This is a genomic window from Streptomyces sp. NPDC014656 (genome assembly GCF_043084305.1).
GTDB lineage: Bacteria > Actinomycetota > Actinomycetes > Streptomycetales > Streptomycetaceae > Streptomyces.
Window position 1 is genome coordinate 155,810 of the sequence record NZ_JBIBZN010000011.1, and the last position, 11,195, is coordinate 167,004.

At 73.4% G+C, this 11,195-nt stretch carries 9 protein-coding genes and 2 tRNA genes; 4 read left to right on the forward strand and 7 right to left on the reverse strand.

Translation table 11 applies throughout. From position 1 onward, the window contains the following. Positions 1 to 29 precede the first annotated feature (29 nt). Positions 30 to 103, reverse strand: a tRNA-Lys gene (locus ACF1ED_RS24360). An 86-nt stretch (positions 104 to 189) separates the two neighbouring features. Then, a complete protein-coding gene (locus ACF1ED_RS24365; protein ID WP_391763783.1) occupies positions 190 to 948 on the reverse strand; it encodes an IclR family transcriptional regulator in 759 nt (252 codons plus the stop codon). A gap of 390 nt (positions 949 to 1,338) precedes the next feature. Between ACF1ED_RS24365 and ACF1ED_RS24370 the strand changes: the two genes are divergently transcribed. After that, positions 1,339 to 2,454 carry an LLM class flavin-dependent oxidoreductase gene (locus tag ACF1ED_RS24370; protein ID WP_391763785.1) on the forward strand — a complete coding sequence of 372 codons (1,116 nt, stop codon included), beginning with the start codon at positions 1,339 to 1,341 and terminating at the stop codon, positions 2,452 to 2,454. Positions 2,455 to 2,707: 253 nt separating this feature from the next. Next, positions 2,708 to 4,405 carry a glycosyl hydrolase family 18 protein gene (locus tag ACF1ED_RS24375; protein ID WP_391763787.1) on the forward strand — a complete coding sequence of 566 codons (1,698 nt, stop codon included), beginning with the start codon at positions 2,708 to 2,710 and terminating at the stop codon, positions 4,403 to 4,405. Positions 4,406 to 4,501: 96 nt separating this feature from the next. Here the strand turns inward: ACF1ED_RS24375 and ACF1ED_RS24380 are convergent, their stop codons facing one another. Beyond that, positions 4,502 to 6,391, reverse strand: coding sequence for a putative bifunctional diguanylate cyclase/phosphodiesterase (locus ACF1ED_RS24380; protein ID WP_391763789.1), 1,890 nt, complete (start codon positions 6,389 to 6,391; stop codon positions 4,502 to 4,504). Positions 6,392 to 6,717: 326 nt separating this feature from the next. Here ACF1ED_RS24380 and ACF1ED_RS24385 point away from each other — a divergent pair, with 326 nt between their 5' ends. Further along, complete coding sequence (locus tag ACF1ED_RS24385) at positions 6,718 to 7,998, forward strand: M6 family metalloprotease domain-containing protein (RefSeq protein WP_391763791.1); 1,281 nt, start codon at positions 6,718 to 6,720, stop codon at positions 7,996 to 7,998. A gap of 102 nt (positions 7,999 to 8,100) precedes the next feature. Here ACF1ED_RS24385 and ACF1ED_RS24390 read toward each other — a convergent pair. From ACF1ED_RS24390 to ACF1ED_RS24405, 4 genes are all read right to left on the reverse strand, one after another. After that, positions 8,101 to 8,174, reverse strand: a tRNA-Lys gene (locus ACF1ED_RS24390). Beyond that, positions 8,165 to 8,818, reverse strand: a complete 654-nt coding sequence (locus ACF1ED_RS24395; RefSeq protein WP_391763793.1) for a hypothetical protein — start codon at positions 8,816 to 8,818, stop codon at positions 8,165 to 8,167. Before ACF1ED_RS24395 ends, ACF1ED_RS24390 begins: the two co-directional genes overlap by 10 nt. 160 nt (positions 8,819 to 8,978) lie before the next feature. Next, positions 8,979 to 9,335 carry a hypothetical protein gene (locus ACF1ED_RS24400; protein ID WP_391763795.1) on the reverse strand — a complete coding sequence of 119 codons (357 nt, stop codon included), beginning with the start codon at positions 9,333 to 9,335 and terminating at the stop codon, positions 8,979 to 8,981. 86 nt (positions 9,336 to 9,421) lie between these two features. Next, complete coding sequence (locus tag ACF1ED_RS24405; RefSeq protein WP_391763797.1) at positions 9,422 to 10,036, reverse strand: TetR/AcrR family transcriptional regulator; 615 nt, start codon at positions 10,034 to 10,036, stop codon at positions 9,422 to 9,424. Positions 10,037 to 10,117: 81 nt separating this feature from the next. Here ACF1ED_RS24405 and ACF1ED_RS24410 point away from each other — a divergent pair, with 81 nt between their 5' ends. Further along, entirely contained in the window at positions 10,118 to 10,819 is a 702-nt protein-coding gene (locus tag ACF1ED_RS24410) for a peroxiredoxin-like family protein (RefSeq protein WP_391763799.1), read from the forward strand. Positions 10,820 to 11,195 lie beyond the last annotated feature (376 nt).

The window sequence follows — 11,195 nt, forward strand, 5'->3', positions numbered from 1 at the left end:
CCGCTCGCGCGAGGGGCTTTCCGTGTCTGTGCGCCGCCAGGGACTCGAACCCCGGACCCGCTGATTAAGAGTCAGCTGCTCTAACCAACTGAGCTAGCGGCGCCTGCTGACAGAGAAAATACTACCTGGTCCCGGCGGGTGCTCGTGACCACCGTGCCCGCCGCCCCGGGCGCGCCGCGGAGGGCCGGTTCAGAGGGCCAGCGACAGCACCACGGGCGCGGCCCGCCGGTTCAGCGTGTCGGCGGCCGAGCGCAGCCGGTGCGCGTGCTCGATGGGGAGCGAGAGCGCCAGGCAGCCCACGGCGGAGCCGGCCGTCAGCGGCACGGCGGCGCAGACCGTGCCGACCGCGTACTCCTGGAGGTCGAGGACCGGGACGGTGGCCGGCTGGCTGTCCAGCTTGGAGAAGAGCACCTTCTCGTTGGTGATCGTGCGGGAGGTCAGCCGGGCGGTCTTGTGCCGGGAGAGGTGGTCGCGCCGGCCGTCGAGGTCGAGCTGGGTGAGCAGGCACTTGCCGACCGCGCTGGCGTGGGCCGCGGAGCGGAAGTCCACCCACTCGTTGACCTTGGGCGTGCGAGGGCCGTCGGCGAACTGGGTGATCTTCACTTCGCCGTCGATGTACCGGCTGATGTAGACGGCGGCCCCGACGGAGTCGCGCAGCTCGGTGAGGGTCTCCTGGAGCTTGGCCTCCAGGGCCTCCCGGCGGGTCGAGCCGGAGCCGAGGAGGACCAGGGAGTCCCCGATGACGTACGCCCCGTCGGAGACCTGTTCGACGTACCCCTCGCGCCGGAGCATGAGGAGCAGCGAGGCCAGGTGGTGGACGGGCAGGCCGGTCTCCCGGGCGATCTGGACGTCCGACACCCCGCCGCCGTGCCGCGAGACCGTCTCGAAGACGCGCAGGGCGTACTGCACCGAGTGGAACGGCGCGGTGGGCTCGGGCTTCAGCGCCACGGTTTCCCCCTACCAGGTTGTGACCGCAAGCTTCCGTACCACGATAGCCGCCAAGGGGCCTTCGCGGGGCGGCTGTTGGCGAGATTCGTGCGGAGGGGCGGGGCCTTGTACTGGGCCGCGCCACCCTGGCATATGACATGGGCATGAACGGAGGGAAGAGGAGGAGGTCAGGGCGGCGCGGGCTCCCGTTCGCGCACGCGTTCGGCCTGGAGGGGAAAGGAGATTTCCTACGGGGCGGCCGGCCCGGAGGCCGGTCCTCCGGTGGCCGGAATGTGACCCCGACCACCCGGAACGCGCCCTTCGCCCCGAAAACGGGCGCGATGGAATAAGAACCCCCGCGCCCCTGTTGCCGCTCCGTTGGACGTACCCCCACGGAGGAAGGACCGGACGGTGAGCGAGACCGGCACCCAGGCAGACGCAGGCACGGCGGGCGACCCCATACGCGGGCAAGCCCTGGGCACCGCGCCCGTGCCCCTCTCCGTCCTCGACCTGGTGACCGTGGGCAGCGGCTCCACCGCGAGCCGGTCGCTCGCCACCAGCGTGGAGCTGAGCAAGCTCGCCGAGCGGCGCGGCTACCACCGGCACTGGGTGGCCGAGCACCACTCGATGCCCGGGGTCGCCTCCTCCTCCCCGGCCGTGATCCTCGCCCACCTCGCGGCCCACACCCGCCGCATCCGCCTCGGCTCCGGCGGCGTGATGCTCCCCAACCACGCCCCCCTGGTCATCGCCGAGCAGTTCGGCACCCTGGAGGCGCTCGCCCCGGGCCGCGTCGACCTCGGCCTCGGCCGCGCCCCCGGCACCGACGGCGCCACCGCCGCGGCCCTGCGCCGCACCGACACCCTCAACGAGGGGGCCGACGACTTCCCCGAGCAGCTCTCCGAGCTGACCCGGTTCCTGGACGACGACTTCCCCGACGGGCACCCGTACGCCCGGATCCACGCCGTGCCCGGCCCCGTGCAGGGCCCGAAGGGCCGGCCGCCGGTCTGGCTGCTCGGCTCCTCCGGCTTCAGCGCCCGGCTCGCCGGCCTCCTCGGCCTGCCCTTCGCCTTCGCCCACCACTTCTCGGCCCGCAACACCGTCCCCGCGCTCGACCTGTACCGGCAGTCCTTCCGGCCCTCCGCGGTGCTGGACGAGCCCTACGCCCTGATCGGCGTCGGCGCCCTCGCCGCCGAGGACGAGAAGGAGGCGCACCGCCAGGTGCTCACCGGCGCGCTGTCGATGCTGCGGCTGCGCACCGGCCGGCCGGGGCTCATCCCGACCCCGGAGGAGGCGGAGGCGTACGCCTTCTCCCCGGCGGAGCGGGAGTTCGCCGACGGCTGGCTGTCGAACGTCGTGTACGGCACCCCGGACGCGGTCCGTTCGGGCCTCGACGAGCTCCGGAAGCGGACCGGCGCGGACGAGCTGATGATCACCGCCAACGCGCACGGCGGGGAGGCCCGGCTGCGGAGCTACGAACTGATCGCGGACGCCTACGGGTTGCCGGTCCTCGACCCGGCGCGGGGCTGAATCCGGGATTCCGTACGGCGGCTGGTTCACCGTGGAACCAGTCCGCCGGCTTCCCTAAGCGAACCTTAAACCGCTCGTCACCGATGGTGGCGGGCGGTTCCGTTTTGTGCTGCACGCCTCTGACGAGGGCTTTCTCCCTCGAATTGGTCTAGTCCTCAATCTGGTTCAGACCATTGACGCGCCGTTCGCGCGGGGGCTATCACTTCACCAACTCCTGTACGGCACCACCAGTACCCCCCATCGGAGGACGCTCGTGCACCCCCGTAAGTCATTGATCGCCGCGCTGCTCAGCTCGGCCCTGGCCGCCGGTGCCCTCGCCGCGACCGCGGGCCTCGGCTCCGCCCAGGCCGCCGACGCCTCGACCACCGCCTCCGCCGGCGGCGTGCGCATCGCGTACTACGACCAGTGGAGCGTGTACGGCAACGCGTTCTACCCCAAGCACCTCGACACGCGGGGCATCGCGAGCCAGCTCGACGTCATCAACTACTCGTTCGGCAACATCCACCCGACGAACCTCACGTGCTTCATGGCCAACAAGGCCGCGGGTGACGACAACAACCCGAACGCGGGCGACGGCGCGGGCGACTCCTACGCCGACTACCAGAAGTCCTTCTCCGCGGCCGACTCCGTCGACGGCGTCGCCGACAAGTGGGACCAGCCGATCGTGGGCGTCTTCAACCAGTTCAAGGAGCTGAAGGCGAAGTACCCCCACCTGAAGATCAACATCTCGCTCGGCGGCTGGACCTACTCCAAGTACTTCCACGACGCGGCGAAGACGGACGCGAGCCGCAAGAAGCTCGTCTCCTCCTGCATCGACCAGTACCTCAAGGGCGACCTGCCCGTCGAGGGCGGCTTCGGCGGCGCGGGCACGGCGGCCGGCATCTTCGACGGCATCGACATCGACTGGGAGTACCCGGGCTCCTCCGGCGGCCACCTGGGCAACCACTACGGCCCCGAGGACAAGCAGAACTTCACCCTGCTCCTCGCCGAGTTCCGCAAGCAGCTCGACGCGTACGGCGCGGCCAACGGCGGCAAGAAGTACCTGCTGACCGCGGCCCTCCCGGCCGGCCAGGACAAGATCAAGTACATCGAGACGGACAAGATCGGCGCGTACCTCGACTACGCGAACATCATGACGTACGACATGCACGGCGCCTGGGACGGCGACGGGCCGACGTACCACCAGTCCCCGCTGTACTCCGGCTCGAACGACCCGACCGACGTGATCGCGCCGGGCCAGGAGAAGTACTCGATCGACGCCGCCATCGACTCCTGGATCGACGGCAACCCGACCTACGGCATCACCGGCGGCTTCCCGGCGAACAAGCTGACCCTGGGCTACGAGTTCTACTACCGCGGCTGGAAGGGCGTGCCCGCCGGCGCCGCCAACGGCCTCGCGCAGCCCGCCACCGGCGGCTCCAACGCCCGCCCGCTCTCGCAGCAGGCCGGCATCGCGCACTACAAGGAGCTCGGCGGCATCGTCGACAACGCGGCGACCACCTTCTGGGACGACCAGGCCAAGTCCTCCTACTTCTACAAGGACGGCGAGTTCTTCACCGGCCTGAACCAGAAGTCCATCCAGGAGCGCGTGAACTACGGCAAGCAGCGCGGCCTGGCCGGCGCGATGATGTACTCGCTCCTCGGCCTGGACGAGAAGGCCACCCTGCTCGGCCAGATCAACTCCGCGCTCGGCGGCACCACCGTCCCGCCGACCACGCCGCCCACCACGACGCCGCCGACCACCCCGCCGACGACGCCTCCGACCACCCCGCCCACCACGCCGCCGGCCGGCTGCGGCTCGGTCCCGGCCTACGTGGCCGGCACGGTCTACAACACGGGCAACGAGGTCTCCCACAACGGCCGCAAGTACAAGGCCAAGTGGTGGACCCAGAACGAGACCCCCGGCACCACGGGTGAGTGGGGCGTCTGGCAGGACCTCGGCGCCTGCTGAGTCCCGCCCGCCCGCACCACCGCATGAACCGCTGCCCCCGCCCGGAATGTCCCTCCGGCCGGGGGCAGTTCCATGCCCCCGCGCCCTCCCGCGGGTTCAGACCCGCAGCGGCGTCGTGCCCTCGATCATCGCGGCGATCCGGTCCGGGGCCACCGGCCGCGAGTACAGCCAGCCCTGCCCGGTGTCGCAGCCGATCCGCCGCAGCCGCGCCGCCTGCCCGGCGGTCTCCACGCACTCGGCGGTCACCGTCAGCCCGAGCCGGTGCGCCAGCTGCACCAGCGCCTCCACGATCAGCTCGTCCGCCGGGTTGGCGTGCTCCTCGTCCTGGAAGCCGCGCACGAAGGAGCCGTCCAGCTTGAGGACGGATACCGGCAGCCGGCTCAGATAGGCCAGGTTCGAATAGCCGGTGCCGAAGTCGTCGATCGCGATCCGCACCCCCATGTCGCTGAGCGCCTGGAGGGCCTGGAGCGGGCGGCCCGCCGAGCCCATCACCGCGGACTCGGTCAGCTCCAGCTGGAGCAGGTGCGGGGCGAGCCCGGTCTCGGCGAGGATCCCCGCCACGTCCGCCACCAGGTCGGAGTCCCAGACCTGGCGGACCGCCACGTTGACGCTCACGAACAGCGGGCGCTCGCGCGGATGGTCCTTCTGCCACTGCCGCGCCTGCTCGCAGGCGGTCCGCAGCACCCACCGGCCGAGCTCGACGATCGAGCCGTCCTCCTCGGCGATCCCGACGAACCGATTCGGCGGCAGCACCCCGAACCGCGGGTGGTTCCACCGCACCAGCGCCTCCACCCCGCGCACCGCCCCGCCGGTCAGATCGACCAGCGGCTGGTACTCCAGGGCGAACTCCCCGCGCTCCACCGCCGGGCGGAGCGTGGAGGAGAGCGCCTGCCTCGTCATCCGGTGCGCGTTGCGCTCGGGGTCGAAGAGCGTCCAGCGGGCCTTGCCGTCGGCCTTCGCCCAGTACAGCGTGGTGTCGGCGGCCTGCATCAGTCCGGTGGCGGTGGTGCCGGCGGCGGTCCGCTCGACGACGCCGATCGAGGCCGAGACCGAGAGCCGCTGCCCGCCGAGGTCGAAGGGTCGCTCCAGGGAGGCGAGCACCGAGCGGGCCAGATCGGCGAGTTGTTCCGTACCGGTCGACTCCTCGACGAGGACGGCGAACTCGTCGCCGCCGAGCCGGGCCACCAGATGGCCCCCGCTGCGGGTGTAGCCGGCGTTGTCGGCGCACTCGGTGAGCCGCCCGGCGACGGCCGCGAGCAGCCGGTCGCCGACCCGGTGCCCGAGCGTGTCGTTGACCGCCTTGAAGCCGTCCAGGTCCAGGTAGCAGAGCCCGATCCGCCCTGTTCTGCCATGGCCGTGTGAGGGACGGGACAGATACGACCGGTGCGGGCGGTACGGCTCCGGGGCCCCGGCCGGCTCGGCCGGGCCGCCCGCGCCCGTCTCGGCGCTCTCGGCCGCCGCCGTCTCCAGGGCGGCCGAGAGGCGCTCGAAGAAGAGCGCCCGGTTGGGCAGCCGGGTCACCGGGTCGTGCATCTGGAGGTGGCGCAGCCGGGCCTGGAGCTCGCGCCGGTCGCTGATGTCCGCGACCGAGAGGAGCACCCGGCCGGTGTCGGGCACCGGGGCGACGGTGACCTCGGCCCACAGCTTGCGGCCGTCGGAGTGCTTGAGCCGGCGGGTGCAGCGGAAGCGGGAGCGGCGGCCGCGCAGCACCTCGCGGTAGGCGTGCCAGGTGCGTCCGTCGGCGGCGAGGTCCACGAGGTCGGCGGCGGCCTGCTCGCGCAGGGCGGTGCTGTCGGTGCCGAGGAGGGCGCCGAGCGAGTCGTTGGCGGCGACGACCAGGCCGTCCCGGTCCACGAGGGCCATGGCGAGCCGGGAGACGCGGAAGGCGGCCCGGTAGTCGCGGAGTTCACGCTCCGTGAGTGCCGGACGGGCCGGCGGGATGCCGGGCGGTTCTGGGTGTACCGGTCCTTCGGGGGTTCCGCTCACCGCTCGCTCCCGTGGTGCAGGGGGGCCGTTCACATGTGGTCGGGATGGTCGGCCTGGGACAAGTGTGCCGATCATAGAGCCAGCACGGGGGCCGTTCCAGCTCCGGGGCGGGTGACCGGGGGCCCGGACGGTGTGAGGCCTGCCACCGGACGCCGCCTCCCCGACCGAATCCGCCCGGGTCTGACGCACGGCGCCATCGGGATGACCGAATGTGACTTTCCGTGAGCTGGAGTCTGCCCGTCTCGCGTCCACTCCGCGCCGCTCCCTCACCCGACCGGGGCAGCGGAAACATGCGAAACACCGCGAACCATCACAAGGTGGTGGAGGTGTCCCGCACTCGCGAACCGGAGGTCCACGTGGAGGGTCAGCAGCCACCCGGGGGAGTGGAGCGCTCCCGGCTGCGCGCCGGAGCCGCCTCCTTCACGGCGCTCGCCGCGCTGGCGGCCACCGGCCTGGTGGCCGGCCCCGCCGCGGCCGCGCCCTCGGCCGGGCCGTGCGCCCTGCCCCGTACCGCCGCCCACCACTCGCTCGGCCTCTCCAGCTGGAACGACTCCTACCCGCGCCCCGAGCGCTCGCTCGACGCGGTCATGATCTTCCTGTCGTTCCCGGACGCCGCCCCGCTCATCACCCCCGAGGAGCTGACCGCCGACCACTTCCCGGCCACCACCGAGTTCTTCCAGCGGGCCTCCTACGGACGCTTCACCCTGCGGCCGCACCCGCGCACCGCCTGGACGCCGATGCCCCGCCCGTCCACGGACTACGACATACGGCGTGACTGGGACGCCGGGAAGCGGGCCGCCTACCTGCGGGACGCGGTCGCCGCCGCCGACGGCTCCGTGGACTTCTCCCGGTACGACATCGTCTACCTGGTGGCCGACCCGGACGCGCCCGGCGTCGACTCGGACGCCACCAAGGTGGTCAACCTGGAGCGCCCGCTGGAGGCCGACGGCGCGAAGATCCGGCGGGTCGTCACGGTCTTCGAGCGGCACCCGCCGGACCGGAACGTCCTCGCCCACGAGACCGGCCACGTCTTCGACCTGCCCGACCTCTACCGCCGCCCCGCCGACGGCAAGGGCGACTGGGACACCCACGTGGGCGACTGGGACGTCATGGGCAGCCAGTTCGGGCTGGCCCCCGACCCGTTCGGCTGGCACAAGTGGAAGCTGGGCTGGCTCGACCGTTCCCAGGTGGCCTGCGTCCAGGGCGGCGAGCCGCGCGTGGTCGGCCTGGAGCCCGTCTCCGCCGCCCCGGTGACCCCCACCGCGCGCGGCACCCGGCTCGCCGTGGTCCGCACCGGTCCGGACAGCGTCCTCGCGGTCGAGGCCCGCGCCGCCACCGGCAACGACGCCGACACCTGCACCGAGGGCGTCCTCGTCTACCGGGTCCGGGCCCGCGCGGCCTCCGGCGACGGCCCGGTCGAGGTCGTCGACGCCCACCCGGACACCGAGGGGTGCTGGGAGCGCTCGGTCTACCCGCCGCTCGCGGACGCCCCCCTGGAGGTCGGCGAGACGCTCACCGTGCCCGGCACGGGCGTCCGCGTCGAGGTCGCCGACCGCAGCGAGGCCGGCATCTGGACGGTGAGGATCACCCCGCCCGGCGCGGAGTGAAGCGCCGGGCGCGGGCGCACGGGAAGACGGTCCGGAGCACGGGAAGAACGGTCCGGAACGACGGGAAAGCCCCTCGCTCTCGCGAGGGGCTTTCCCTGTCTGTGCGCCGCCAGGGACTCGAACCCCGGACCCGCTGATTAAGAGTCAGCTGCTCTAACCAACTGAGCTAGCGGCGCCTGCTGACGTCGTAGACATTAGCACCCTCACCGGCGGGAGCGAAAATCGATACCCGCACGTCGGCCGCGGAAACCATCCGGACGGCCCTCACGCAGGCCCAGAGCATCACCTCGGGTCCCGGCAGCCACGGGTTCCTGGTGTCCGGGGCGACCATCCAGCGCGGCCGGGAGGACTCCGGCCCGGCCGGCACCAGCGGCGGCACGGTCACCGCGTCGCCCGCCCCGTGGCAGAGCGGCCGCGGCACGGCGTCGCCCCACTCCTCCCAGTCGAGCAGCGCGGGCAGCCGCTGGGCCGTGCCGGGCGCGGCGAAGAGCAGCATCCGGCCCCGGTGCGCGGCCACCGGACCCGAGCCCGGGCCCTCCTCCCACAGCCGGTCCAGCATCCGCCGCCCGAAGACCGGATCCACGTTGACCACGTCGAAGGCGGTTCCGCACGGCAGCACCGCCGGCGACTCCGGCCGCGCCTCCCAGCGCGCGAGCGCCGCCCCGGGCTCCCCGCCCGCCGCCGAGGCCAGCCAGGCGGCGCCGTCCGGGGTCGCCCGGGCGGTCTGGTGCCGGTCCTCGTCACCCGTCCGCAGGAAGCGGAAGACGCCGTACGGGGTGTCCGGGGTGGTTTCGTCGCGCAGCCAGGTCGTCGTCGTCATGCGGACAGGTCTACCGCCCGTGACGAGACGAACGCCGGGAGTTCCGCGAAACGCGGACGAGGCCGCACCCGGAGGAGTATCGTGCGCCCCGCATATGCCGAACGCCCGTTCCGAACGCCCGTTCCGGACGGCGGGGGCGGCCGGCGGCGCGGCCGGAGGATCACTCCTCCGCCGGACGCCCTTCGGCGCGGATCAGGTCCCGCCCGAACTCGATCATCTTCCGGGCGTAGTCCTCGGTCCACGCCGCCCGCTCCGCCACGTCCGCCGCCGTCAGCCGGTCGAACCGCTTCGGATCGGCGAGCTGGGCCGCCGCCACGGCCTGGAACTCCACCGCCCGGTCCGCGGCGGCCCGGAACGCCAGGGCCAGCTCGGTCGCCCGGGCCAGCAGCTCCCTCGGGTCCTCCACCGACTCCAGGTCGAAGAAGTGCTCCGGGTCGGCGGTCGCCTCGGCAGGCTCGAAGACCAGGGGCGCCGGCCGCAGCCGCCGCTGTCCGCTCCGCTCCGCGGGTTCCGCCATCGTTCCGCTCCTCCTCGACCGCACACGGCCCGCGATCGCCGGGCCACCCCCCATTCTCCCGCGCCCCGCAAGACCGCCTGCCGGGCTCAGCCGCCGAGCCCCCGCAGCAGCAGGCGGAGCCCGCCGAAGAACTCCTCGTCGGGGGAGACCCCGCGGGCCTCCCGGGCCGTCGCGGCGAGCAGCGGGAAGCGGTCCCCGGGCAGCGCGGCGATGGCCTCCGTGCCCGGTCCGGCGAGCGGCCCCCGGTGCTCCAGCTGGATCGCGCCGGTGACGTACCCGTGCAGCGCCCGCAGGGCGACCACCCGCCGGGGGCCGTCGACGCCCGCCTCCGCGAGGATGCCGAGCACGGTCTCCGACCAGAGCAGTCCGCCGGGGGAGCGGTGGCGGTGGGTGAGGGTGAGCGGGACGGCCTCCGGGTGGCGGGCGACGGCCTCCCGCAGGCGCCCGGCCATCACCTCGACGCGCGCGGACCAGGGCCCGTCCGCCGGCGGCGGGGCGGTGTCCAGGTCGCCGAGGATCCGGTCGGCCACCAGCCGCTCCAGTTCCTCGCGGTCGGCGACGTACCGGTAGAGCCCCATCGGGCTCATGCCGAGCTCCTTGGCGACGGTGCGCATGGAGAGGGCCGCGAGCCCGTCGCGGTCGACGACGGCGAGCGCGGCGGCGGCGAGCCGGTCCGGGGTGAGCGAGCGGGGGCGTGGCATGGCGGTTGACAGCGTACGCCGGACGCCTACCCTCGTAGGAGTACGCCGTACGCCTACGAGCTTCCCTCCGGAAGGTGGCCCATGCGCACGTCCTCGTCCCGGCCCAGCGACACCCCGTCCGGCGATCACCCGTCCGGCGCTCCCGAGCCCGGCACCACCCCGTCCGGCGCCGCTTCGCCGGAGCGCGTCTCCGGCGGCCGGCTCGCGCCGGGCGACTCCGTGCCGGTCCGCACCCTCACCCCGGTCGTCGGCCCGTCGCTGACCGTGCCGGATCCCGGACGTGCGGTCCACGTGCAGTTCCGGCGCTTCGCCGGCTGCCCCGTCTGCAACCTCCACCTCCGCTCGATCGTCCTGCGCCACGACGAGATCGAACGGGCCGGGATCCGGGAGGTGGTGCTCTTCCACTCGCCGGCCGGCGAACTGCGCGAGCACGTGGCGCGGTTGCCGTTCGCCGTCGTCGCCGACCCCGCCAAGGAGCTGTACGCGGAGTTCGGCGTCGAGGCCCACCGCAGGGCCCTGACCGACCCGAGGGGCTGGCCCGCGATCGTCCGGGGAGTGGCCCTGGGCGCCCGGGAACTGCTCCGGGGGCGCGGACGGCTGCCCGCCGCGTCCCAGCCGGCCGGCCGGACCGGCCTCCCCGCCGACTTCCTGATCGCCCCCGACGGACGGATCGCCGCGGCGAAGTACGGCGAGCACGTCTACGACCAGTGGTCGGTCGACGAACTCCTCGCCCACGCGGCCGCGTCCGGAGCACCGCCCGGCACCCCCGGACCCACACGCTGACGGACTCCGTCCGGCTGCGCGGGTCCGTGGGGCCGGGGTGCGCAGGCCGCCCGGCGGGGTCAGGGTGTCCAGGTCACCCGGTGTTCGGCCAGGTGGGAGAGGACCGCGTGGTTCGCCTCCCAGCCGTCCGGGCTGTGTTCCCCTGCCGCCTGCGGCGGCGTGCCGGACTCCGTCCGGCTGCGCGGGTCCGTGGGGTCAGGGTGTCCAGGTCACTCGGTGTTCGGCCAGGTGGGAGAGGACCGCGTGGTTCGCCTCCCAGCCGTCCGGGCTGTGTTCCCCGGCCGCCTGCGGCGGCGTGCCGGACTCCGTCCGGCTGCGCGGGTCCGTGGGGTCAGGGTGTCCAGGTCACTCGGTGTTCGGCCAGGTGGGAGAGGAC

Excerpts from the sequence above, each read along its gene's own strand:
- ACF1ED_RS24410 (WP_391763799.1), top strand. The coding sequence starts at position 10,118 with ATGCGCACGTCCTCGTCCCGGCCCAGCGACACCCCGTCCGGCGATCAC.
- ACF1ED_RS24400 (WP_391763795.1), bottom strand. The coding sequence starts at position 9,335 with ATGGCGGAACCCGCGGAGCGGAGCGGACAGCGGCGGCTGCGGCCGGCG.
- ACF1ED_RS24395 (WP_391763793.1), bottom strand. The coding sequence starts at position 8,818 with ATGACGACGACGACCTGGCTGCGCGACGAAACCACCCCGGACACCCCG.
- ACF1ED_RS24405 (WP_391763797.1), bottom strand. The coding sequence starts at position 10,036 with ATGCCACGCCCCCGCTCGCTCACCCCGGACCGGCTCGCCGCCGCCGCG.